Source organism: uncultured Brachyspira sp. (assembly GCF_944388875.1).
Taxonomy (GTDB): domain Bacteria; phylum Spirochaetota; class Brachyspiria; order Brachyspirales; family Brachyspiraceae; genus Brachyspira.
In genome coordinates this window covers 12,910-37,623 of record NZ_CALXKQ010000019.1, presented here as the reverse complement: position 1 = coordinate 37,623, position 24,714 = coordinate 12,910, and the positions used below count along the sequence as shown (strand labels likewise).

Genomic DNA, 24,714 nt, shown 5'->3' with positions numbered 1-24,714 from the left:
CACGAAGTGTGCTTACTTTTGGTTAGCCATATAATAACCTACTTGGTTGCTTTGGCTCACTTATTTTTGTTATACTAGCTTTTTAGGATTAAATATAAATCCATTATGAAAAAAATAATAAAGTGAATAAAATTTTAAAATACGGTTTTTTATACGTCATATTTATCGTATCTAATTATAATTTTATTCACTTAAAATATTATTTTCCTAATTTACGAAGACTAATTGAGTTAACTTGCTGCGTTCCATTATAAACAGATAGTTCAAGTGCTTCATTAGTAAATTTAAATTCTAAGTGAGCATCATTTTTAGATATAGTTTTATAATGATTATCTGCTACTTGTGATAATTTACTATTTCCTATATCGCCTTTTATAGCTCTGTCGCTTTCCATTACAATATCCACGCACTTTTTCACAACTTCTATTGTAGATTCATCATTAGGATAGTTAATTTCTATACCATCATAATCTACAATTATAAGAAGCGATTTCATATATGTTTCATCAGGTGACATAAAATATTGACCGTATAGGTCTTCAGGGATATTTGTGTTTTTTTCTGTTTTTTTAGAACATGCAATATTAACAAATAAAAAAGTTGAAATTAATAAAAAGAATGAAAATTTTAAAATTCTATCTTTCATATCATATAACCTCCTCTTATGTGGAATTATAAATACATTTTTTAATTATGTCAATAAAAAATTTGTTCATGCATAAAAATATTCGATATTCTTTACTAGGCTTCATTAGAAAATATATTTATTTTATAAAATATAGTATTAAATCATACTAAATAATAATTATTCTTTACTATAATGATATTTGCAAGATGTTATTATTAAGTTATTATTTTCTATATGATAAACTAATCTATGCTCTAAATTAATTCTTCTTGAATATAAATCTTTTTTATCATATTTTAATTTTTCAGGCTTACCTATACCAGAATATGGCTCTCTAATAATATCCTTAATAAGTTCATTAATTTTCTTTACAATTGTTTTATCATTAGATACCCAGAAGATATATTCCTGCCAAGCTCTTTCATTAAAAACTATTTTCATTTTTCAAGCTCTTCAAGTTCTTCTAAAGTCTTAACTATAACTTTTCCATTAGTTTCCATATCTATAGCTTCATCAAGATACTGCTGTTCTTTTATTATATCAATGATTTTTGTTAAACTTTCTTCAGGCATACTGTCTATAATATTTATTAATTCTTCTTTAACTGTCATAATTATTCCTTAACAATTACTTACTAATAGTATAAATAATAATTAAAACAAAATCAAATTTTTAATTCTAATTTACACCATATAAATTAATTAAACAAATAAGATAAATAATGTTCTCTATTTATATACTCTTTTATATTCTTATTATCAATAAATATTTTTCCGTAGCCTTTTTCTTTCATTATTATAATAAATGAATCAGTTATACCGAAAACTAAATTATCTATATTAGAATAAAAATCACTGTTGATATTATGTTTTTTCAATAATTCTTCAGGATCTTTTACTAAGTCTTTAAGGTAAGAGCTTATTAATATTTGACTGTCTAACTCAAATATAGCAAAGAGATTATTTATTTCGGCAAGATTAATACCCTCTAATTTTGAAAATCTTTTATATATACATATTATTTTATCATCATAGTATAATATATTAAAACTTTTAAACTCTTTAAGTTCATCATAAATATCATTATAATTGCCTATATAAGATAAGATGCTATCATCAAATAATGACTGCCAATCTTTTTTATAATATTCTTTTACATACAATCCAATTATATCTCTATTTTCTTCTATTTTTTCTTTAACAAACTCATCTGAAAACTCTTCAGCTCCATTAATAAATGAATTGATTTTTTCTTTTCCATTTATAAAAAAATAATTAAAATTAAATACATTATAAACAAATCTTTCCTCAGCTTTCTTTAATGGTGATATTTCTGAATTACGCAAACTTATTACTTCTGCTTCAGGCTTTCTTATGATTTCAAAAATGCCTTCTATTTTTACAGTCTCTCTAAAAGTGTTTTTAAGTTTATCTGCAGTAGAATCTATAACATTTGTATAAGGATCAAACTCAATAATATATTCTATTTTTGATTCTGATATATCATATAATTTTGTTTTGAATTTTATATAAGCAAAAGTAGTTGCAAAATTTGTAGATATAGATATATCATAATAATTACGAACTGTTATTCCTTCAGATCCTACAATAATGTTATTTATAATAAATCCATTATCATTATTTATATATATTATTCCTGCATTTCTGTATTCATAAACATAAATATATATATATTGTTTATTTTATCTTTAAGCATAAAAAAATCATTTTTATAAAATTTAACAGGATTATTTTTAGCATCATTTGTCAGTATACCAATAAAGACAAGAGCTGCCAATATCACTCCTGCTATAATTATTAATTCCATCATATAACTCATAACTCCTTATTATTAGTTTTCTAATAGTAAAAAATATAAGCAGTAAATCATTAAAATTTTATTTGTAAAAATTTAATCAAATAAATAAGATAAATAATGAGCTTTATTGACATGTTCTTTTATATCGTCTAAAGAAATAAATATTTTTTTATGCCCCTTATCTTTCATCAATATAATGCCAGCTTCTGTTATAAGAAAAATTAAATTATCTATATTCTTATAAAAGTTAGAATTATATTTTTTTAATATCTCATCAGCATTATTAACAAAATCTTTAAAATAAGGACTTATTAATTTTTCATTATTTAAATCAATTATAAGCGATATATTATTTACTGTAAGATTATTATTAGCTTCTATTTTAGCAAATCTTTTATATACGCATATTGTTTTATCATCTAAATACACTATATTATTAACATTATAAAAATCTTTAAGTTTGTCATAATATTTAGTTTTAATATCGTTAAATGACATACTCTCATGTTTCTTTAAAATCTGTTCAACATTTATCTCCAATTCATTTTTTTTATCAGAATACGATTTATTATCTCCGTTTATATATGCATTAATTTTATCTTTATTCTTTATATTGAAATGATAGAGATTAAAGAAATAGGAAAGCATCCCTATAAAACGATTACCTTTTGAAACCTTTTTAAATCTTAATCTAGAATATTCTACATTAATATTAGTATTTCTATTTACTTCAAAAACTCCATTAATAATTTTAGAGTCAGCTATTTCCGCAATATAGTCAATTTCATTTTTATCACTCTTTATAAAATCATAAAGAGAACAATCGAATTTTATTATAGCTTTTTCATTTGCTTCCATGTCAACATCATACCAGCTAAAATATTCCTTATCATTTTTTTTATTATCATACAAATCATAAATAGCAATATCATTCCCCGAAAAATTACTGTTTATATTATAATATCCTTTTAGCTTATTATTATTTATAAATATATTTCCAAAAAAACCCAGCATTGTAGATAATAGTCCGAAAGAATAATAAGTATAACAGTAAATATACATATTGTTTACTTTATCTTTAAAAGTTATAAACATTGTACTCTCTTCATAAATATTAGGAATATATCTTCTTTTATATGCATAAATAAAAGAAGCAAATAAAGCAATCATCATAGCTATAAAAATTAAATATTTACCAAATACCAATTTAAAATAATATAAAAAATTATCAGTTTTAGCCCCGCTTAAAACTAATTCAGCTGCTATATCTTTATTGCCTTTATCAAGTGCTATTTCAAGCCCTTTGTCTAAATTCATTTTGAATTTATTTCCAAAGAATAAAAATTTCTTTTTTAATAAAATTCTTAACATAGGCTCATTTTCTTGATTAACTGCCAGCAAAAACTCATCATTTATATCATCATTGTCTTTATAATGTTTCAAAATAACTTCAGCAGCATCATAAAAATAATCATCTACAGCACTGTAAAGAGGCGTTTTACCATTAATAGATTTTTTATAAATATCAGCATTATTTTCAATTAAGAAATCTATTATATTAGTTTCGCCCCTATATCCTGAATAAGTATAAAGCAAAGTATAGCCGTCATATACTCCGTTTATATCATATTTTTGTATAAACTTCTTAACATCTTCTAAATCCCCATAACCTTCTGCAGTACTTTGATATTCATATTCCAAACTATCTATTTCTATAACATTATATTTTTTATAAAGTTCCATTTTCTCTTTTAATTCTTTTTCTTCTGCCTCTTTTAGCAAGTTTTCCATATATTCTTTAGGGTCTTTTGCCATTTCTTTTAATTCATCTTTATTTGTAAACATTGCATCAAAAAGTTTTTTATAGAAATTGGTATCATATTCCTCTGAGTATAAAAAGAAAGATGATATTATTAATAAGATAAAAGAGATAATTATTCTGCAAATATTTTTTTTCATATTTTTCATAAACCTCATAAATATTTTTCTAAAATTGTAAAATCATTATATATTATAAATATCTATATATCAATTAAAATATATTTTGTTTAAATAATAAAAAGCCTTATTCAAACAAAATACATAATTCTATTTTCAAAAGTACTTGACAAACAATTTTACGAGTTTGTTATTTTATGCTAAATTATATAATATTAATTATTATATAATTTATATATTTTATATGTTGTATAATTTATTATTTTAATATATAAATATGCAGTCTTTTTGCTTCTTTGTGCCAACAAAAGAAGTGGGGGTGTGGGGGCTAGTCCCCACAATTAATAAATAAAATTAGTTTTGAAACAAGTTTATTGTTCTTTTTCCCGCCGCACGCCTGCCTACGGCACACAGAGTGAGGCGGACAGCGTCAAAGAACCTTATATCCTCAACAAGCTCGGATACGCTTCGCGAAAGTGCAAGTATAAAATTAATACTAAATCATACTAAAATTGTTTTACATGTAAAATAGATTATTAATTTAAGCAAAAATATAGCCCTTCGCAACTGTGGGCTGTGCCTGCTTCTTTGGGGTACCACTGAGTAGGTGCCTTGCCTACGGCACGCAGAGCGTCAGCAAAAGAAGTGGGGTGTTGCGTAGCACAAATATTTTAAATTTAAAAAATTAATTTTTGACAAATTATAGTTGTTTAGGTATTTACTAAATTAAAAAACAAAAACACTATTCAACGGTTACACTTTTAGCCAAATTTCTAGGCTTATCTACATCACATCCCCTTATAACAGCAGTATGATAGGCTAATAATTGTAATGCAGCTATAGACACTATAGGCATAAACATATCCTCTACTTTAGGAAGATATACTATTTTTCTGTAGGCATCCTTATCTATATCAATACCCTCTTTAGCAAATAAAAGAACATTAGCCCCCCTAGATATTACCTCTTTTGTATTGCTTATCATTTTGGATAATATTTTCTCCTGCACGGCTAAAGCTACTACAGGCGTATTATCAGTTATAAGCGATATTGCACCATGCTTGAGTTCTCCTCCCGCATAAGCCTCACAATGAATATAACTAATCTCCTTCATTTTTAAAGCTCCTTCCATAACCTGATAATAATCCAAATCCCTGCCTATAAAAAATATGCTTGAAGCTTCTTTATAATCAATGCATAACTCTTTTATTTTATCGCTCATTAAAAGAACATCATTAACAGAATCTATAGTTTGAAGCAGATATTTAATAAGACTTCTTATATAATTATCATCCTTTATTGATCTTGACATCATAATCTTAAAAGTTATCAAATACATCATTGCCATCTGCACAGAGTAAGCCTTAGTAGAAGCAACAGATATCTCAGGTCCTGCATAAGTATATATAACATAATCAGCACTCCTAGCTATAGAAGAGCCATTAACATTAACTATAGCTAAACTTTTACATCCTTTTTCTTTAACTAAATTTAAAGCCGCCAAAGTATCAGCCGTTTCTCCAGACTGAGATATGAATATTGATAAAGTTTTTTCTGTAAGTATAGGATTTTTATATCTAAACTCAGAAGCTATTTCGCATTCCACAGGTATTCTGCAATTATCCTCTATAAGCCTTTTACCTATCATAGCAGCATGCATGGCAGTACCGCATCCCACTATATAAACTCTGTCAAAAAATCTCCAAAAGTTTTCATCCCCAATTCCATCCCTTTCAAAATTTGGAAGTCCATGCACTATTCTAGGCTCTATTGTATCAAGCAATGCCTTAGGCTGTTCATTAATTTCTTTAAGCATAAAATGATCATATCCGCATTTCTCAGCCTGCTCCACTGTCCAATTAGCCTCCAATACTTCATAATTAGTTTTTTTCAAATCCTTATCATAAATAGTTATATTATTTTTTTCTAATACAGCAATATTACCTTCTTCTATTAGAATATATTTATTAGTATACTTTAATATGGCTGGTATGTCAGATGCCAAAAAGTTTTCATTATCTCCCAAAGCCGCTATTAAAGGAGCTGACTTCCTTACAGCATATACCTTATTAATATCATCTTTAAATATTATAGCAAAAGCATAAGAACCTTCTATTATATCAATAGCCTTTCTTATAGCAGTTAAAGTATCTCCGTCATATAAGGAGTCTATCAAATTAGCCGCAGCTTCAGTATCGGTTTCAGAAAGGAATTTGTATCCTTTAGAAATTAAATCATTTTTTATATCTTTATAATTTTCTATAATACCATTATGAACAAGAGAAAGTCTTTCTGTAAAATGAGGATGAGCATTTATATCTGAAGGAGCTCCATGTGTAGCCCATCTGGTATGACCTATTCCAATATTTGAATTTATGCTATCTCTTGCTTTTATAATACTCTTTAAATTCTCAAGTTTGCCTTCAGATTTTAGAGTAATAATATTATTATTTGAATTAACTACAGATATGCCAGCCGAATCATATCCTCTATACTCCAAAGAAGATAATCCTTCCATTAAAATATCAACAGCATTATTACTGCCTACATATCCAACTATACCGCACATAAAAAATTTCCTTAAATAATTATTTCATCAAAAATTAGTTTTTTTAAAAATTGCACTTTTTTGATAATCGAAAATTCTAAAATAAAAATAAAAAAAGTCAATACTGTTTTAAGTAATACTGTAGATAAAATTCAAATTAAAGAACTTTACAAAAACATATATTTAATATAGAATTATGTTAATTAAAATTAATATTATTACGAAATTTTAAATAATAAATATAGGGTATCATAATGAAAACTATAAATCTAATATTAGGCAATCATAATCATCAGCCTGTAGGAAATTTTGATTTTGTATTTGAAAATACATATAAAAATGCATACAAGCCGTTTTTAGATATTTTAGAAAAATACAAAGACATAAAATTCAATTTTCACTATACAGGATGTCTTTTAGAATGGATAGAAAAGAAACACCCAGAACATATATATGCATTAAAAAGATTAGCCTCTGAAAAAAGAATAGAAATACAAAGCGGCGGTTTCTATGAACCTATTATGCCTTCTATACCAAATAAAGATAAAGATATACAAATAAATAAATTAAATAAATATATAGAAAATAAATTTGATACAACTCCTCAAGGTGCTTGGATAGCAGAAAGAGTTTGGGAGCCTACATTAGTTAAAAGTTTAGCTAAAAACGGAATCAAATATATAATGCTTGATGATTCTCAGTTTTTAACTTCTGGAATAGATACAAAAAATATGTTCGGATACTTTATTACAGATGATGAAAATTATAAATTAAATATATTTCCAATATCTCAGGAGCTTCGTTATTTAATACCATTTAGAGATGCAGAAAAATCTATAGAGTACTTAAAATCTATAGCAACAGAAGATGGAGATAGAGTTGTAGTTTTACATGATGACGGAGAAAAATATGGAGATTGGCCTGGTACTCAGAAATGGGTTTATGAAGATAAATGGCTTGAAAAGTTCTTTGATGCACTTACCAGAGAAAAAGATACAATTATAACAACAACATACAGCGAATATATGCAGAAACACCCTCCTATATCAAAAGTATATATACCTACTGGTTCTTATGAAGAAATGCTTACTTGGGTGCTTCCTGCAAAAATACAGGATGAATTCCACTCCAAACAGGAAGAATTAAAAAAATCAAAAGAAAATGATATTATTACAAGATTTATGAGAGGAGGATTTTGGAGAAATTATTTTGCCAAATATTCTGAAAGCAATAGAATGAATAAGAGAATGATATTTACTTCAAACATGATAGGAGAAATTACAGAATCTAATTATAAAGAAAAAGAAGCAGCTTTAGAATATTTATTAAAAGGGCAATGCAATTGTCCTTATTGGCATGGAACTTTCGGAGGGCTTTATTTAAATAATTTAAGACATGAAACTTATGCCAATTTAATAAGGGCTACAGAAATTTCATTGGAAAAAGTATATGGAAAAAAATATTTTCTAAATCATAATTTAGATTTTGATATGGACGGAAGAGAAGAGATTATAATATCATCAAAAAGAGAAGCATTCCTATTCCATACTTTAAGCGGTTCTATAATAGAATGGGATTTAAAAACAGAAAATCCTATAAATTTGATAGACTGCCTAAAAAGAAGAGAAGAAGCCTATCATATAGCAGCTATGAGAAATGCTGATAATAATAATAAAAATAGCGAACATGTATCTATACATGAAATAGCAAAAAAGGTAGATGAAAATATAGCAAAATATTTAGTTTTTGATAAAAATGAAAAAGTATTCGCAGTAGATCACTTCTTAAATAAAATACCTACTGCTGAAGAATTCCAGCTATTAAAATACGAAGAAAATGCTTCATTTTATGAATCATATTATAATATTTTAGAAAATCTTATAAATAAAGATTATGCTACAGTATCATTTGAAAAAACTTCAAAAGTTAATGGAAAAGATATTCATTTGATAAAAAGATATTTGGTTCAAAATGAAGGAGGTTTTTCTATAGAATCAATTATAGAAAATAAATCCGATGAAGATATAGAATTTGTATATGCTTTGGAAAACAATATAACATTGCTCGCTGGAAATGAACCTGACAGATACTACACAGGCGGAAATAATAAGATATCTGTTAATCTTTCAAGCAGCGGGGAATATCAGGGAACTGTTTTTGGCATGGTTGATAATGGATATATAAAGATTGATGTATCAATGGAAGCAAGTGATGAAACAACATTCTTATATATGCCTAATTATACTATATCAGATGCTGTTGACAAACTTGAAATGAATTATCAAAACTCCACTATAGTTTGCTGTAAAAACATGCATTTGAAGCCTAATGAAAAAATTAAATATAAATTAAAAGTAACGGCTAAAGATATTTAATTTTGAAGGTAATTTTAATGAAAGTATTTTGCATTATATCAAATAAAAAACACACAGGAAAAACCTATGTATCTTCTCATATAGCAGCATCGTTAAAAATGTTTGATAAAAAAGTATGCTATTATAAACCGTTTGTTATGGAAGTACATGACAATAAATTATTTGATGCTGAATACATAAAAAATACAACTAATTTAAAGGCTTCAGATATATTTGTTTCTTATGCTACAAACGGTAATATATCTCCGCTTCACAGCATTAATACCAAAATAGATGAAAGAGATATTACAGATTTGATAGATGAAAATAAAAATGATTATGAATATATGATATTTGAATCTTTATGTTTATATGATCCTATAAAAGAAAATTATAATTTTATGGACTTAATATTTGATATAGAAAAAGAAAATCAAATGCATATAATCCCAGTAATAGAGTATGATTCTAATGTTATACACTCATCATTGGAACAGGTAGAATTACTGCATACAAGAGGGTTTAAAATACCATTTATCATAATCAATATAAAAAAAGATGTATTCGTTTCAAATAGTGTTATAGAATATATTAGAAGGCAGATTAACCCTATCAAGGTTCATGTTACAGAATTTGAGAATGATCCAAAAAATAAAAAAATAGAATCAATAAAATACCCTGATATAATAAGAGAATTAATTTAAATACGTTTCTAAATATTTCTTTTTTATATCATCTGGTATTAATCTTCCTCCTGTAGCCCAGCATATATGCAAAGTATTTTCTGTTAGATTATATTTTTTTCTGTAATCCTGAGCAGCTGCAAATTTATCAAACCCAACAGGACCTGCGAACGCAGCACAGCTTGAAGGCTCTATTTGTATATTTTCAGATTCATTAAGCAGTCTTAAATAATCATAAAGTCTATAATCATAAACTGTAAAATCGCCTGATATAATATTTGTCATTATCCTTGTAACGAAACCAGAAGGACTGGCACATGCAAGACCATCAGCCTCGGTAATGCCAGATATTCCAAAATCATGCACATTGGCATTCTCAAATTTCTGAGTAGCTATCCCAAGCAAAACAGAAGGACAATTTACTGGTTCAGTAAAAAAACAATGAACATTATCCTTAAAAACTCTCTTAAGACCATAGCTTACTCCTCCAGGCGCCCCCCTACACCAGCAGGTATATATACTATCATCTGATGTTTTTCATCTACAGTAATATTCATGTCATCCAGCTGCCTTTTTAATCTGCCAGCAGCTACTGCATATCCTAAAAATAAATCAACAGATTTCTCATCATCAACAAAATAACTATTAGTATCCAAATCTGATAATCTTCTTCCCTCAGCAACAGCCTTAGAATAATCATCTTTATACTCTAAAACTTCAACCCCCCTGCTTCTTAAAAGTTCTTTCTTCCACTCTTTAGCATCTGCTGACATGTGTACTTTAACTTTAAATCCTATTGCAGCACTCATTATTCCAATAGACATACCCAAATTACCAGTAGAACCTACTTGAACTGTATAATTATTAAAAAAATCTTTCATATCAGCAAATTTAGAATAATCATCATCTTTTTTTATCATAGAATTTTTTAAAGCCAAATCTTCAGCATGCTTAAGAACCTCATATATTCCTCCCCTAGCCTTTATAGAACCTGCTATATCAAGATGACTATCCATTTTTAAAAACAGTTTTCCATTTATACTGCATTTATAAGTATCCTCAAGCTTTCTTTTCATCGAATCAATTTCAACTATTGGAGATTCTATTATGCCGTTATTCTTTTTAGTTTCTTCAAAACATTTTTCTATAAAAGGAGCAAATTTTTTTAATCTGTTTTCAGCATCAAGTATATCATCATCAGATACAACCAATTGACATAAAGCATCTATAATATCAAATTTTAAAATCCTATCATTTATCCATAAAGTTTCTTTTTTTTCAGATACATCTTTAATAACTTTATTAGAATTTATATACTCTTGAGCATAAGACATTTTTTACCCCTAAATTAAATTATATTTTAAAGTATAGTAAATAAATATGATTTGTCAAAAAATCATCTATTTGTTATAATATATTAATTATAATAAAAGGTATTAAATGAAAGATTATATACTCTCTATTGGCGGTGCAAATATAGATATACAAGGCTTCTCTAAAAATAATATTATTTTAAAAGAATCAAATCCAGGAAAAATAAATGTATGTGCAGGAGGAGTAGAAAGAAATATTGTTAATAATCTATCTAATCTAGGACTTAAAAATATAAAATTTATAACTTCTATAGGAGAAGATATATTCGGAGATATACTTTTTGATAATATAAAATCATTAGGAATAGATACTTCATATATAGTGAAAAAAGGAACTTCAACATCATATATTGCCGTTATGAATAATGAAAAAGATATGGAAATTGGAATATCCGATATGGATTCTCTCGACAAAAATATAAATATATATTATTTGGAAGGCATTAAAGATGTTATAGAAAAATCAAAATTTATAAGCATGTCTGCTGTGATGAATAGAGATATATTTAAATATTTAATAAAAGAATTCCCTGATAAAAAAATTATAACTGATGCAGTTTCTATAAAAAAGGCTTCAAATATAAAAGGATTAGAAAAATATATATATGCTTTAAAAACAAATTCAAATGAAGCCTCATTCTTATTAGATAAAGATATTAATACAATAGAAGAAGGAAAAGAGGCTGTAAAAATATTCTTAAACAATGGTATCAAAGAAGTTTACATAACATTTGCTGAATATGGTGTATGTTATGGTACTTATAGTGAAAATAAAACCTTTCATTTAGAAGTACCAAAAACAAGTATAGTTAATACATCTGGTGCAGGATATGCTTTCATGTCTGGTATTATTTATTCTATATTTCATAATTATGAATTAGATAAAAAAGTGAAATTTGCTGCAATAATGTCAATGCTTACAATAGAAAATGAGGAAGCAGTTAATAATAATATTAATTTTGATATAGTAAAAAACAAAATTAAAAATGTATTTAATAAAACAATATAAAAAATGGGCATATTAATAATTTACAATAACAATAAATTTATAAAAACTTAATAATAAATTTACTTGATTTAATACTAATTTATGATAAGTTTAATAGATTAATAATATTATAAAAATAAATAGAGGATTATATGAATACTAAATACATATTTGTAACTGGAGGAGTTGTATCTGGACTTGGTAAGGGAATAACAGCTGCTTCTTTGGGAAGACTCCTTAAGGCTAGAGGATTGAGTGTAACTATACAAAAATTTGACCCGTATATAAATGTAGATCCAGGTACTATGAGTCCTTTTCAGCATGGTGAAGTTTTTGTTACTGATGATGGAGCGGAAACAGATTTGGATATAGGACATTATGAAAGATTCATAGATGAAAATTTGAATAAATACAGCAATGTTACAACTGGAAAAATATATCAGCATGTTATAAATATGGAAAGAGAAGGAAAATATCTAGGCGAAACAGTACAGGTTATACCTCATATCACTAATGAGATAAAAAGAAGAATATACAGAGAAAATGATACAAAAAAAACAGATATAGTTATAACTGAAATTGGAGGAACTATAGGAGATATAGAATCTTTGCCTTATATAGAAGCTATAAGACAAGTAAAAACACAATTAGGTCAAGATAATGTACTTTATATACATGTAACTTTAATACCATTTATAAAATCTTCAGAAGAAATTAAAACTAAACCTACACAGCATAGCGTAAAAGAACTTATGCAAAGCGGTATTATACCAGATATTATAGTTTGCAGAACCAGTCAGCATTTGCAGGAATCGCATAAAAAAAAGATAGCATTATTCTGTAATGTTCCTAAAGATAATGTATTTGAAAACTTTGATGAACCTAATATATATGGGGTACCATTAATGCTTGAGGCACAGGGACTTTCTAATGTTGTATGCAGACATTTCAAACTTGAAACGGCTAAAATAGATTTGAGAAATTGGACTGATTTAGTATGCAGACAAAAAAATATAGCTATACAAAATGAAAGGGTAAAAATAGCTATAGTAGGTAAATATATATCCATGAAAGATGCTTATATTTCTTTAACAGAGGCATTAAATCATGGAGGAATATATAATGATATAAATGTTGATATTGAATGGATAAGTGCTGAAGATTTAGAAAAAGATGATAATGTATCTAAACATTTTGAAAATGTACAAGGATTAATAATACCGGGTGGATTTGGAGAGAGAGGAATAGAAGGAAAGATAAAAGCTATACAATATGCTAGAGAAAATAAAATACCTTATTTTGGAATATGTCTTGGAATGCAGCTTATGAGTGTAGAGTTTGCAAGAAATGTTCTAGGATTTGAAGATGCCAATACTATAGAAGTTAACGAAAATACAAAATATCCTATTATAACACTTATGGAAGAGCAGAAAAAAAGCATACTTAAAGGCGGAACTATGAGGCTTGGTGCTTTTAACTGTGAAATTAAAGAAGGAAGTTTAGCACATAAATTATATGGAAAAACATCTATAAGTGAAAGACACAGGCATAGATATGAATTTAATAATGATTATATAAATGAAATGGAAAAAGCAGGCTTCATCATAACAGGTAAATTAAAAGACGGCAATTTGGTAGAAATAGCGGAAGTAAAAGATCATCCTCACATGATAGGGGTTCAATTCCATCCAGAATTAAAATCAAGAATAACGAATCCTCATCCTTTATTTGTAGGATTTATATCAGCTGCTAAAAAATTAAAAAATAGTAAAACAATTTAATAATTATAAAAAATAAAAAAAGAGCCATGTAAAAATTAATTACATGGCTCTGTATTTTTTTAACTATATTATTTTATTCAGCAGGTTCAGCTTCTACAGTTTGAGCATTTTGCTGTTCTCTTAAAATAATAGCCTCATCATAAGTAAGATACTCTAAAGTAGGATCATAAGTTCCAGCTCTTTCTTCACCATTCATACTAGGTATAGTCAATATCTGACCTGGTAATATCAAGTCTGGGTTATTAGGATCTCTCAATACATTTCTATTAGCCTGATATAATCTGTACCATTGTATAGGATCATTATATATATAAGAATACCCAGCAATTCTCCATAAAGCATCTGTTAAAGGAGTTCTTTGTACAACTACATAATACATAGGAAGTACAGTAACTTTACCATCAGCATTTACATTTCTTCCGCTGTTAGCATCTATTATATAACCATTATCAGCATTTAAATCTGCATCCATTAAATCACCATCTATAGGTCTTTTAGGACCAGCTTCAAATATAGCATTCATTGTCTGAGTAGCCTGACTTATTCTTTCCTCAGCTAAAGTATTATTATTATTGTTAATAGCATCTTCAGCTTCTCTTATAACTTGAGATAAATTAACATCTTCATCAGTTTCTGGAATTATATATCCGTCATCAATAAGTTGCTGATATCTATTTTTAACTTCTTCTAAATTCTTTTGATTTTCTTCTCTAGCTATAGCCTCATTACGAGCCTGAATCAAATCATCCATATTCTTAGAAGCCTCTAAAGCTTTCTGACTTGCACCAGCAGGATCATTTTCAAGTACTCTATTAGCATCAGCTAAAAGTGTAGAAATATTCTGATCATTATTATCTCCTCTAGTGATAGTATTATCACTTATAAGAGCATTATATTTTTGCTGAGCATTATTTATATCCTGTCTAGCTTTATCTATAGCCTGCTGTTTTGCTCTAGCTGCTTCTTCAGCTTTTCTTTTAGCCTCTGCTTCTGCTTTAGCTTTTGCTTCCTGTTCTGCTTTTAATCTAGCTTCTTCAGCAGCTTTTTGTCTAGCTGCTTCTTCAGCTTTTCTTTTAGCTTCTGCTTCTGCAGCTGCTTTAGCAGCAGCCTCTGCTTCCGCTTTGGCTTTTGCTTCTTGCTCTGCTTTTAATTTAGCTTCTTGTTCAGCCTTAGCTTTTGCTTCTTGCTCTGCTTTTAATTTAGCTTCCTGTTCTGCCTTAGCTTTTGCCTCTGCTTCTGCCTTAGCTTTTGCTTCTTGTTCTGCTTTTAATTTAGCTTCTTCTGCAGCCTTAGCTTTTGCCTCTGCTTCTGCCTTAGCTTTTGCTTCTTGTTCTGCTTTTAATTTAGCTTCTTGTTCAGCCTTAGCTTTTGCCTCTGCTTCTGCCTTAGCTTTTGCTTCTTGTTCTGCTTTTAATTTAGCTTCCTGTTCTGCCTTAGCCTTAGCTTCTGCTTCCGCTTTAGCTTTTGCCTCTGCTTCTGCCTTAGCCTTAGCTTCTTGTTCTGCTTTTAATCTAGCTTCTTCTGCAGCTTTTTGTCTGGCTGCTTCTTCAGCTTTTCTTTTAGCTTCTGCTTCTGCAGCTGCTTTAGCGGCAGCAGCCTCAGCTGCAGCTTTTGCATCTGCCTCTGCTTTAGTTATGCCTGCAAGAGCAGCAGCAACATTTTGCTGAACGCTTGCAAAATTATCAGATTTCAAAGCTTCATCTGCTTTAGCCAAAGCACCTGAAACTGACTTATCATTATTATCACCAGCTTTTATACTTTTACCTAAAGCTGCATTATATTTAGTTTTAGCATCAGCTATAGCTTTAGAAGCTGTATCTCTTTCTCTTCCTAAATATCCTTCTTTAACACTGTTAGCTGATGATAAAGCATTATTAAAAGATTCTAAAACTGTGTTAAATGTATTAGAAGCTGCTGTAAATTCTTCTTCTGATTGAGGCACAGTATTTGGGTCAGGAACACTTCCTATATTAGCATTACCTTCATCAAAATATTTAACTGCTTCTTCATACTTAGCTTTAAACTGATTATCAGAAGAAGCTCCCATTTGATTTATCTCAGTTATAGCAGCATTTGCATCATTTTTAGTTTTATTAATTCTAGCATTCATTAATCTATAAAATAAAGCTATAGTAGCCTTATCTATAGTATCTGATGCCTCCTGTGATTTATCATAAGACTGCTGATACTGTCCTTCATTCTGAAGATTATCTGCCTCTTCAGTTATTCTAGCAGCATCTTCATAAGTTTGTGCAGGAAGAACAGACCATGTAAATGATAATAAAGCTATAGTAGCTATTATTTTTTTTATTTTCATTATTTACTCCTTAAATTAATTCTGTTCTTGTTCGTAGGCTTCTATTTCTTTCATCATCTTTTCTAATTCAGCCAAACGCTGTTTAACTTTTTGTAAAGCCTCATCACTTCTATCATATTGTTCTTTAGTTTTATTATATAAATCTGTATAAGCAACTTTAGCCTGATAGAGTTTATCTACTAAAACTTTATAATCTTTTGTTTCAGCAGTATACAAAGCATTAGCTTCCTGATATATAGTTTCAGCATTGTTAAATTCATCAGCGTACATTACACCAGCTTTTATTTCTGTGGCATTTGTAGCACTTTCATCTGTCTGCTTCTTAAGAATTTCAGAATATGGAGGCAATCCTTTATCTAATACCAAATTATAATTAGTTTCCGCTTCTAACAATAATTGTTTAGCCTTTTCTGCCTCATCCTTATTCTCTTCTTTCATTATAATATCAGCCTCTGCATAACCTTTTTCAGCTATTTCAAAATCCTCTGGAGCAAAAGTTTTTATTTCAACATATTTGTTTACAACAGTATCTCTAAGAGCAGTTACTCTCTCATAATCTTTTACTGGTAAACCTCCGCAGGACATGATAATAAAAGCTAGTAGGGTTATAAAAGCTATTTGAATTTTCAAATTCATAATTGGACTAATCCTCCTAATCTTTATAAAATATATTTTACGGCTTTAAAATATAAAACCGTAATTATTAAAAAAGATAAAACTATTATCAATTTTTTATAATAAAAAGCTGGCACATAATTAACATAATAGTATTAATGGGATAAAAGTCAAGTGTAGTTTATTAATTTTTCAATAATATTATACAATAAATGGTATTTTATTAAAAAAACATAAAATAAAAAAGAGCCTAATACTGTTTAAGCATTAGACTCTTAAAAAATTAATAATTTAAATTATTTATTAGACAAATATTTATGTATTCCAGCAGCAGCTCTTTTTCCATCTCCAATAGCAAGAATAACTGTAGCAGCTCCTCTAGCAGCATCTCCTCCTGCAAATACTCCTTCCATAGAAGTGGCACCTGTTTCTTCATCTATAACATAAGTACCTTTTTTAGTAGTTTTCAATTCAGGCACTTTTCTTGATATTAATGGGTTTGGTGTAGTACCTATAGCAACAATTATAGCATCAACTGCTATATCTTCAGTTTTTCCTTCAACAGCAACTGGTTTTCTTCTTCCGTCTGCATCAGGTTCTCCAAGCTCCATAACTTGAGTTCTTATAGCTGTTACATTATCATTTTCATCACCTATAATTTCTAAAGGAGCTCTTAAGAATCTAAAATCAACACCTTCTTCCATAGCATGGTGAATTTCTTCTAGTCTTGCTGGAAGTTCTTTCTCAGTTCTTCTATAAATTATGTATACTTTTTCAGCACCCAATCTAACAGCGGTTCTGCAAGCATCCATAGCTACGTTTCCGCCGCCTAATACAGCAACAGTTTTATGTCTTATAATAGGTGTATCAACTTCAGGGAATTTATAAGCACCCATTAAATTAACACGTGTTAAATATTCATTAGCAGAATAAACTCCGCAGAAATGTTCGCCAGGTATATTTAAGAAAGCAGGAAGACCCGCACCAGTTCCTAAAAATACAGCATCATATTCATTTCTTAATTCTTGGAAATCTAAAGATATACCAGCAACTTCATTTATTTTAAATTTAACACCGTCTTTTTTAAGGTTTTCCACCTCATGGGCTACTAATTCTTTAGGCAGACGGAATTCAGGAATACCGTACATTAAAACTCCGCCTATAGTATGCAAAGCCTCTAATACTGTTACATCATAACCCAATTTTATTAAATCTCCTGCACATGCTAAACCAGCAGGACCAGCTCCTATAATACATACTTTTTTTCCATTTTTTTCTACTTTTAAATCTTCATGCTGTGAATGTTTTCTCTCATAATCAGCAACAAACATTTCTAATTTACCAATAGCAACTGGTTCAAATTTTTTACCTACAACGCATCTTTCTTCACATTGTTCTTCCTGAGGACATACTCTTCCGCAAGCTGCAGGTAATGCATTAGTTTCTTTTATTTTTTTTGCAGCTTCTAAAAATTTTTTTTCTGCAATAAGTCCTATAAATTCAGGAATTTTAACTTTTGCAGGACATCCTTCCATACAATGAGGAACCTTACAATCTAAACATCTTAAAGATTCTTGATATGCTTGTTCTTCTGTATATCCTAAAGGAACCTCTTTAAAATCTTTCCTGCGTTCCTCGGGACTCCTTGTAGGCATTTCTTGTCTAGGTATTTCACCTAATTTTGATCTTGGGGGCATATATCTCTCCTATTTAGGTATTAAAATCATTTAATTAATTGAGAGTATTATACTATATATCTAAATATAATCAATGGTAATATTATTTTTTATTCATTATATAGACAAAAATATTATGCAGCTGTAAATAATTTTATTAAATCTATTGACTAGAATAGACTTTTATAATATAATGTTTTGAACTATAAATTATCATTCATTTTTTGGAGGAAATTATGGCAAGAGTATGTGAAATTTGTGGAAAAGGTAAGCAAAATGGTCATAGTGTAAGCCATTCTAATATAAAAACTAAACGTTCTTTTAATGCTAATTTACAAAATATTAAAATAGAATTAAATGGTTCTGTAAGAAAAGCATTAGTTTGCACTAAGTGTATAAAGGGCAATAAAATAGTAAAAGCAAAATAAAATTCTAAAATAATGAACGTAGATATAGGTAAATTTGCAGGTTTTTGTGATGGCGTTAAATACGCTGTCGAAAATACATTTTCTCAGGCAGCTAAAAATAACGGCGATATATATATAGACGGACATTTAATACATAATCCTCAAACTCTTGATATGTTGGAAAATATTGGTGTAAAAACTTATGAAGATGATGAGGATATGTCTGTTTTAGATGGTAAAACTGTTATCGTAAGAGCTCATGGCATTTCTCCAAATAGAAGAGAAGCACTTTCTAGTCATGCTAAAAAAATAGTTAATCTTACATGCAAATATGTAGCTAAAATTCAAGGTCTTGTAAAAAAACATAGTTCGCTTGGTTATAGAGTTATAGTAATAGGAAATCCTAATCATCCTGAAATTATCGGCGTTTGCGGATATGCAAATGATGTTTATGTTGTATATCAAGATGAAGATATTGATAAATTACCAAAGGAACCTAAAAAGACTCTAATAGTAGCTCAGACTACTTTACAAAAAAATATATTTGATAAATTCGTATCAAAAATCCAAGATAGATATAAAAATGCTGAAGAAATAATAATAAAAAATACTATTTGTGAAGCTACAGAACAAAGACAAACAGAAATTTTAGAAATAGCAAAAAGAAATGATGCTGTGCTTGTAATTGGAGGTTCTGAAAGCAGTAATACTAGAAATCTATACAAAATAGCATCGGCAATAAAACCTTCATTTTATGTTGAATTCAAAGAAGATTTAGAAAAGATAGATCTGTCTAAATATAAAAATATAGGAATTATGGCTGGGGCTTCAACTCCAGATTGGCTTATAGAAGATGTAGCTCAGACTATAAAAGATAAATATGCAAGCCCTATAACAAAATCTTTATCTAAAATATTTGATTTTCTAAATTACGGATATATATTCTTTTCTGCAGGTGCTTTCTTAATGTCTTATGCTATATATGATATATTATCTCAGCCGTTTCAATTCCAAATAGGTATAATAACAGCTTTATACTACCTTTATATGAGTTTAGGCAATGGATACAGCAACTACACTATAAAAATAAGCGATAAAAGAAGATATTTATTTTATCAGAAAAATAAAGTATTCTTCATGTCGATTATAGCAATAAGTGCTTTATTAATGTTTTATTTTTCATATAAAATGAGTGTTGGTATATTAATGCTGTCAATACTATCTAGTCTGCTTGGAATTGGATATAATATCAGTTTTGAGAATAAGTCAAGATTTGAAACTTCTATATTTTTTAAATTATTCAAAAAGCTTATACCATTTAAAGCAGTAGTTACATCAGCAGCAGTTACAGTTCTTCTCAACGGCTCTATATTTATAATGCATAGAAATATAATAAAAGAAAAATTATTTTTATACTTATTTTCAACCGCTATAGTATTTTTATTTATGTTCATAAGACAGGCATTAATAGAAATCAAATTCTCTCAAAGCGATAAAATAGCAGGTGCTGTAACTTTAACAACATATATAGATTCTAGTAAATTAGCAATAATAACACGTATAATACCACTTGTATTAATATTATTTATGATTATTGGTATTGTGATTAATAAATTTCCATTGGAAATAAATAAATTAAAATATTTTATCCCAGTTATATACAGCAGTATAATTTCTTTTGTTGTAATGAAAAAAAAGATTATAACAAGCAGACATTTATTTTCAATACTTATAGATTCTCCACTATATATACTATTTTTAGCGGCATTAATCAATGCTTAATTTTAGAAACCAAATGAGTAAAAAACAGAAAAATTAAATTACCTTATTTTAATTAATTAATACCGCTTAAAATAAAAATCAATTCTTTTTCAAAAATAATGAAGAAGATGAAGAGGCAGCAAGATGATTTCTTCTTAAGTCTATAAGTTCAAATATAGTAGCAGAAGATAAACTTTCTCTTAAAGCCTTAGGAGATTTTAAAAGTTTAATAATTTCATCATTAACCATCCACTCCTCATCATAAACATTGCTTATAGAATCTCTAGGTGCATATATCATATTGCTTCTAGCTAGTACTATAAATCTATTATTTTCATCATAATACCCTAATTCACCAATAAAATAAGCATGAGGCATTGCTAGATTAACATATCTATCACCGTAAATATAATTAACTTCTACTTCTTTATGAATTTCTCCATTGGTTACATCATATCCAAACACATGAAATATTCTTACAGATATTCTTTTATTTTTTAAAGAATGGTAAGCTATATCATCATCTGAAATATCCCAATAAAAAAAGCACCACTCGGGATCACGCATCATTAGTACTAATTTAGTTTCATTATATCTGTCAGGTAATTCTCTAACTACATCAACCTCATCTGGAATATATTCTTCTTTTTTTACTTCAGCCTCTAATTTTTTTTCATTATCTAACTTTTTCTTTGAAACAGTCTTTTTGGCTGATGTAGTATTTTTAGAAGCAGCAGATTTAACTGCAGCTTTTTTCACAGTAGATGATGTTTTTTTTGTAGCAGCTGTTTTCTTTTTAGGGGTATCTTCAGATTTTTTTTCTGTTTTTTTTGTAGCCATGAATATCTCCATAAGTTTATATTTTTCACAAAAATATTATAGAATAAATACTTTTATTGTCAACAACTAAATAAAATTTTTTACTTTTTTAATTTTAGCAGATTTTATATTTTACGATAATAAAAATATAAAATATTTGGAGTGAAAGTGAAAGCAAAAATAATTTTAGTGATATTATTCAGCACAATTGTATTATTTGCACAGGATGATTTAAATATTCCTGTAACACCAAGTAATGATCAGGAATTAGACAGAGCTGTGGGATATTCAAGAACATTGGCAAATTTTGACAGCAGTTTAAATGCTTATTCAAAATTAAAATCTTATATAAGCCTATTGGACTCTAAGGGTATGAAAGCATTAAAATCGCATCCGTCATATCCTAGATTGGGTGATATTTACATGTATGGTGCTATATACCTTGAAAAAGAATATAAAGCTGAAAAAATAATAGAATTATACAAAAAAGCATTAGAACTAAGAGCTGAACCTAATTCCAATTATGCACTAGCTACTAGGTATAAAGTAAAATATGATGATGCTGTTAAAAAGAATGATCTAGATAAAGAAAAAGAGTACGGAAAAAAAGTTTATGAATATCTAAATCAATACATAATATTATCTGGAAATAAATCTTCAAAATACACAGAAATACTTGAATATTTTAGTGCTTATAAATAAAAAAGTCATAATAGGTATTGACATTTATTTTTATTATGCTATAATACTCAAACATTAAAAACAATCCGAGATAGCTCAGTCGGTAGAGCAGGTGACTGTTAATCACCGGGTCGCAGGTTCGAGCCCTGTTCTCGGAGCTTTAATTAAAAAAGCCTCCTGTTTTAAGGAGGCTTTAATTTTTATGTATTCTACTTTTTCTTCTTAAAATACTTATTTATTACTCTGCTTATTATCATTATAAATCCCATTATACCAGAAACAGCAAAACCAATCATCCCTATAACTGATGTATCATGAAATAATGGAGGTGTTTTGCTTGTAATAATCAAAGCACTAGCCATAATGAGAGAAGCTAATACTATAGAATAACTTAATCTGTCCGCTAAATTATCAAGAGTATTTGATAATGATTCCAGCTTCTTGTGTTCAAGCTGAATTTTCATGCTTCCTTTCTTTATTACAGATGCTAAATCACCTAAATTTGAAGGCAGATTCTTTAATATGTTTGAATAATCAATTATTAAACTCTTGGCCTGTTTTAATAGATTATTTGGTTTTATTTGTTCTTTTATATATTTAAATGCAAACGGTTTTATATGTTCTATCAATTTTACATCTTTATCTAAATTTCTTCCAACACCCTCAAGAACGATTAAAGATTTTATTAAAAGCATAATATTGCTAGGCAAACTCAATCTAAACTCTCTTATTATAGTTATAAGCTCATTAAATACATCCTCTATATTGATATTATCCAATGACATATCGATATATTTATTAACTAAAACAAATATAGCCATATTAAAATCTTCCATATTTCTCATATCGCTTTTATTACATAAGTCAAGTATAGCCTTAGATAAAGCTAAATAATCAGCATTATTGATACTTATAATAAGAGATGAAAAAGCATCCTTTGAATTAGGAGGAATAAAACCTACCATACCAAAATCCAAAAAACATAAAACATTATTTTCCAATGCCATTAAATTACCTGGATGAGGATCAGCATGAAAAAAGCCAAGCATGAATATCTGTTCAAGTACAGCATCAATACCTATAGATACTAATTTCTTTCTATCATATTTGGTATCATCAGGAGATATATCTGATATCTTTATACCATCTATATACTCCATAGTTAATATATTTTTTGTACTGTATTCTTCATATATTTTTGCTATCTTTATATTCTTGTTATTCTCAAAGTATTTAGCAAATTTCATTGTATTATTTTTTTCAAAGTTAAAATCTAACTCCTGCAAAAGCTGACTTTTAAAAGCATTAATAAGTTTCTGGGGCTTCATAAGAGCAAACTCCTCATTATGCTTTTCAATGATATTAGAAAGCCAAACTATAATCTCAACATCTGTAAGTATATTATCCTCTATATTAGGTCTTTTTACCTTTATAGCTACTTTTTCTCCATTTTTTAAAACACCAATATGTACCTGAGATATTGATGCACTAGCTTTGGGCTTAGTATCAAATGTTTCAAATACTTCATCTATAGTTTTGCCTAATTCTGTTTCTATGATTTTAATGGCTTCTTGCTCATCGAAAGGTTTTACATGATTTTGAAGTTTGCTTAACTCATCTGTAATATCTTTAGGAAGTATATCATTTCTATTAGATAATATTTGACCCAATTTTATAAATGTTGTTCCCAAATCCTCACAAGCCATTCTTATTCTTTCGCCTCTTGTGTATTTGCTTAAATCAACACCTTTATATTTTATATTAAGCTTTTTTATAGGATTCTTTATTATTGTTAATATTGGGGTCATATCTATAATATCTCTAAATCCGTAAGCCACTATTATAGAAATGATTTCTCTAGCCCTCTTTATAGATTTCATATTATTCATTTTCATTCCCTGAAAAAAATGCATTAATAAAATATATATATTAATATACTTTAATAATGCATTTTCATTTTTTAATATTTATGATTTACTGCTGATCTTTATTTATAGATGCTTTTAATTCATCTAATTCTTTTCTCATGCTTTCATATTCTTCTTTTTTTACATAACCCATTTTATCTATAACTTGTTTTACTCTATCATCAATAAATTGAGTAACCTCTTCCTTTGTTTCTGATGCTTTATTTACCATATCTTTTACAAATTTCTCTCCCTCTTCAGCACTAACATTTTTATCTTTAATAAACTCACGTGCTGCATCTTCCAACTTTTCTTTTCCTTTAAGCATCATGCCTATTCCAGCATAAAAACCTGATTTGATATCATCTGATATTCCCATAATTATCTCCTTTATTTTTTAAATTTGATGTATATATTATT

20 protein-coding genes, 1 tRNA gene and 1 pseudogene are annotated in these 24,714 nt (G+C 28.0%); 8 read left to right on the top strand and 14 right to left on the bottom strand.

Annotated features, from left to right (window positions below; translation table 11 throughout):
• Positions 1-199: 199 nt before the first annotated feature.
• The 6 genes and pseudogenes from Q0J69_RS10580 to glmS form a co-directional block, all read right to left on the bottom strand.
• A complete protein-coding gene (locus Q0J69_RS10580; RefSeq protein WP_297207204.1) occupies positions 200-646 on the bottom strand; it encodes a hypothetical protein in 447 nt (148 codons plus the stop codon).
• Between the two features lie 159 nt (positions 647-805).
• On the bottom strand, positions 806-1,069 hold the full coding sequence (locus Q0J69_RS10575; RefSeq protein WP_297207202.1) for a Txe/YoeB family addiction module toxin: 264 nt from the start codon (positions 1,067-1,069) through the stop codon (positions 806-808).
• On the bottom strand, positions 1,066-1,239 hold the full coding sequence (locus Q0J69_RS10570) for a hypothetical protein (RefSeq protein WP_008729269.1): 174 nt from the start codon (positions 1,237-1,239) through the stop codon (positions 1,066-1,068). Before Q0J69_RS10570 ends, Q0J69_RS10575 begins: the two co-directional genes overlap by 4 nt.
• A gap of 86 nt (positions 1,240-1,325) precedes the next feature.
• A pseudogene (locus tag Q0J69_RS10565) lies at positions 1,326-2,458 on the bottom strand (hypothetical protein).
• Between the two features lie 81 nt (positions 2,459-2,539).
• Entirely contained in the window at positions 2,540-4,405 is a 1,866-nt protein-coding gene (locus Q0J69_RS10560; protein WP_297207193.1) for an ankyrin repeat domain-containing protein, read from the bottom strand.
• Between the two features lie 721 nt (positions 4,406-5,126).
• Positions 5,127-6,953, bottom strand: coding sequence for a glutamine--fructose-6-phosphate transaminase (isomerizing) (gene glmS, locus Q0J69_RS10555; protein WP_297207190.1), 1,827 nt, complete (start codon positions 6,951-6,953; stop codon positions 5,127-5,129).
• 233 nt (positions 6,954-7,186) lie between these two features.
• On the opposite strand from glmS, the gene Q0J69_RS10550 reads away from it, so the two are divergent.
• Both Q0J69_RS10550 and Q0J69_RS10545 read left to right on the top strand, forming a co-directional pair.
• A complete protein-coding gene (locus Q0J69_RS10550) occupies positions 7,187-9,307 on the top strand; it encodes an alpha-amylase/4-alpha-glucanotransferase domain-containing protein (protein WP_297207189.1) in 2,121 nt (706 codons plus the stop codon).
• 17 nt (positions 9,308-9,324) lie between these two features.
• On the top strand, positions 9,325-9,990 hold the full coding sequence (locus tag Q0J69_RS10545) for a dethiobiotin synthase (protein ID WP_297207187.1): 666 nt from the start codon (positions 9,325-9,327) through the stop codon (positions 9,988-9,990).
• Here Q0J69_RS10545 and Q0J69_RS14240 read toward each other — a convergent pair.
• Both Q0J69_RS14240 and Q0J69_RS14235 read right to left on the bottom strand, forming a co-directional pair.
• Entirely contained in the window at positions 9,982-10,374 is a 393-nt protein-coding gene (locus tag Q0J69_RS14240; RefSeq protein WP_366030611.1) for a hypothetical protein, read from the bottom strand. The genes Q0J69_RS10545 and Q0J69_RS14240 overlap by 9 nt on opposite strands.
• Before the next feature lie 74 nt (positions 10,375-10,448).
• Positions 10,449-11,303, bottom strand: coding sequence for a D-serine ammonia-lyase (locus Q0J69_RS14235; RefSeq protein ID WP_366030609.1), 855 nt, complete (start codon positions 11,301-11,303; stop codon positions 10,449-10,451).
• Between the two features lie 106 nt (positions 11,304-11,409).
• Between Q0J69_RS14235 and Q0J69_RS10535 the strand changes: the two genes are divergently transcribed.
• Both Q0J69_RS10535 and Q0J69_RS10530 read left to right on the top strand, forming a co-directional pair.
• Positions 11,410-12,351 (top strand): PfkB family carbohydrate kinase, encoded by a 942-nt coding sequence (locus Q0J69_RS10535; protein WP_297207184.1) that lies wholly within the window; start codon positions 11,410-11,412, stop codon positions 12,349-12,351.
• 131 nt (positions 12,352-12,482) lie between these two features.
• Entirely contained in the window at positions 12,483-14,111 is a 1,629-nt protein-coding gene (locus tag Q0J69_RS10530) for a CTP synthase (RefSeq protein ID WP_297207181.1), read from the top strand.
• A 73-nt stretch (positions 14,112-14,184) separates the two neighbouring features.
• Here the strand turns inward: Q0J69_RS10530 and Q0J69_RS10525 are convergent, their stop codons facing one another.
• The 3 genes from Q0J69_RS10525 to gltA form a co-directional block, all read right to left on the bottom strand.
• Positions 14,185-16,428, bottom strand: coding sequence for a hypothetical protein (locus tag Q0J69_RS10525; RefSeq protein WP_297207179.1), 2,244 nt, complete (start codon positions 16,426-16,428; stop codon positions 14,185-14,187).
• 15 nt (positions 16,429-16,443) lie between these two features.
• A complete protein-coding gene (locus Q0J69_RS10520) occupies positions 16,444-17,064 on the bottom strand; it encodes a hypothetical protein (protein WP_297207176.1) in 621 nt (206 codons plus the stop codon).
• A 275-nt stretch (positions 17,065-17,339) separates the two neighbouring features.
• Positions 17,340-18,740: an NADPH-dependent glutamate synthase gene (gene gltA, locus Q0J69_RS10515; RefSeq protein ID WP_297207173.1), complete on the bottom strand. Its 1,401-nt coding sequence runs from the start codon at positions 18,738-18,740 to the stop codon at positions 17,340-17,342.
• A 215-nt stretch (positions 18,741-18,955) separates the two neighbouring features.
• Between gltA and rpmB the strand changes: the two genes are divergently transcribed.
• Positions 18,956-19,147 carry a 50S ribosomal protein L28 gene (rpmB, locus tag Q0J69_RS10510; RefSeq protein ID WP_297207171.1) on the top strand — a complete coding sequence of 64 codons (192 nt, stop codon included), beginning with the start codon at positions 18,956-18,958 and terminating at the stop codon, positions 19,145-19,147.
• A gap of 12 nt (positions 19,148-19,159) precedes the next feature.
• Positions 19,160-20,908, top strand: a complete 1,749-nt coding sequence (ispH, locus tag Q0J69_RS10505) for a 4-hydroxy-3-methylbut-2-enyl diphosphate reductase (RefSeq protein WP_297207168.1) — start codon at positions 19,160-19,162, stop codon at positions 20,906-20,908.
• 78 nt (positions 20,909-20,986) lie between these two features.
• Here ispH and Q0J69_RS10500 read toward each other — a convergent pair whose 3' ends face one another.
• Positions 20,987-21,727, bottom strand: coding sequence for a DUF4912 domain-containing protein (locus Q0J69_RS10500; RefSeq protein WP_297207164.1), 741 nt, complete (start codon positions 21,725-21,727; stop codon positions 20,987-20,989).
• Positions 21,728-21,874: 147 nt separating this feature from the next.
• Here Q0J69_RS10500 and Q0J69_RS10495 point away from each other — a divergent pair, with 147 nt between their 5' ends.
• Together Q0J69_RS10495 and Q0J69_RS10490 are read left to right on the top strand one after the other, a co-directional pair.
• Entirely contained in the window at positions 21,875-22,408 is a 534-nt protein-coding gene (locus Q0J69_RS10495) for a hypothetical protein (protein WP_297207161.1), read from the top strand.
• Positions 22,409-22,472: 64 nt separating this feature from the next.
• Positions 22,473-22,545 (top strand) — tRNA-Asn (locus Q0J69_RS10490).
• A gap of 51 nt (positions 22,546-22,596) precedes the next feature.
• On the opposite strand, the gene Q0J69_RS10485 is transcribed toward Q0J69_RS10490, so the two are convergent.
• Both Q0J69_RS10485 and Q0J69_RS10480 read right to left on the bottom strand, forming a co-directional pair.
• Complete coding sequence (locus Q0J69_RS10485; protein ID WP_297207158.1) at positions 22,597-24,276, bottom strand: AarF/ABC1/UbiB kinase family protein; 1,680 nt, start codon at positions 24,274-24,276, stop codon at positions 22,597-22,599.
• An 85-nt stretch (positions 24,277-24,361) separates the two neighbouring features.
• Positions 24,362-24,673, bottom strand: a complete 312-nt coding sequence (locus Q0J69_RS10480; RefSeq protein WP_297207155.1) for a phasin family protein — start codon at positions 24,671-24,673, stop codon at positions 24,362-24,364.
• Between the last annotated feature and the right edge of the window lie 41 nt (positions 24,674-24,714).

What these genes read in the sequence shown, in the direction of transcription:
- Q0J69_RS10580 (WP_297207204.1), bottom strand. Translation starts at nt 646, where the DNA reads ATGAAAGATAGAATTTTAAAATTTTCATTCTTTTTATTAATTTCAACT.
- Q0J69_RS10575 (WP_297207202.1), bottom strand. Translation starts at nt 1,069, where the DNA reads ATGAAAATAGTTTTTAATGAAAGAGCTTGGCAGGAATATATCTTCTGG.
- Q0J69_RS10570 (WP_008729269.1), bottom strand. Translation starts at nt 1,239, where the DNA reads ATGACAGTTAAAGAAGAATTAATAAATATTATAGACAGTATGCCTGAA.
- Q0J69_RS10560 (WP_297207193.1), bottom strand. Translation starts at nt 4,405, where the DNA reads ATGAAAAAAAATATTTGCAGAATAATTATCTCTTTTATCTTATTAATA.
- glmS (WP_297207190.1), bottom strand. Translation starts at nt 6,953, where the DNA reads ATGTGCGGTATAGTTGGATATGTAGGCAGTAATAATGCTGTTGATATT.
- Q0J69_RS10550 (WP_297207189.1), top strand. Translation starts at nt 7,187, where the DNA reads ATGAAAACTATAAATCTAATATTAGGCAATCATAATCATCAGCCTGTA.
- Q0J69_RS10545 (WP_297207187.1), top strand. Translation starts at nt 9,325, where the DNA reads ATGAAAGTATTTTGCATTATATCAAATAAAAAACACACAGGAAAAACC.
- Q0J69_RS14235 (WP_366030609.1), bottom strand. Translation starts at nt 11,303, where the DNA reads ATGTCTTATGCTCAAGAGTATATAAATTCTAATAAAGTTATTAAAGAT.
- Q0J69_RS10535 (WP_297207184.1), top strand. Translation starts at nt 11,410, where the DNA reads ATGAAAGATTATATACTCTCTATTGGCGGTGCAAATATAGATATACAA.
- Q0J69_RS10530 (WP_297207181.1), top strand. Translation starts at nt 12,483, where the DNA reads ATGAATACTAAATACATATTTGTAACTGGAGGAGTTGTATCTGGACTT.
- Q0J69_RS10525 (WP_297207179.1), bottom strand. Translation starts at nt 16,428, where the DNA reads ATGAAAATAAAAAAAATAATAGCTACTATAGCTTTATTATCATTTACA.
- Q0J69_RS10520 (WP_297207176.1), bottom strand. Translation starts at nt 17,064, where the DNA reads ATGAATTTGAAAATTCAAATAGCTTTTATAACCCTACTAGCTTTTATT.
- gltA (WP_297207173.1), bottom strand. Translation starts at nt 18,740, where the DNA reads ATGCCCCCAAGATCAAAATTAGGTGAAATACCTAGACAAGAAATGCCT.
- rpmB (WP_297207171.1), top strand. Translation starts at nt 18,956, where the DNA reads ATGGCAAGAGTATGTGAAATTTGTGGAAAAGGTAAGCAAAATGGTCAT.
- ispH (WP_297207168.1), top strand. Translation starts at nt 19,160, where the DNA reads ATGAACGTAGATATAGGTAAATTTGCAGGTTTTTGTGATGGCGTTAAA.
- Q0J69_RS10500 (WP_297207164.1), bottom strand. Translation starts at nt 21,727, where the DNA reads ATGGCTACAAAAAAAACAGAAAAAAAATCTGAAGATACCCCTAAAAAG.
- Q0J69_RS10485 (WP_297207158.1), bottom strand. Translation starts at nt 24,276, where the DNA reads ATGAATAATATGAAATCTATAAAGAGGGCTAGAGAAATCATTTCTATA.
- Q0J69_RS10480 (WP_297207155.1), bottom strand. Translation starts at nt 24,673, where the DNA reads ATGGGAATATCAGATGATATCAAATCAGGTTTTTATGCTGGAATAGGC.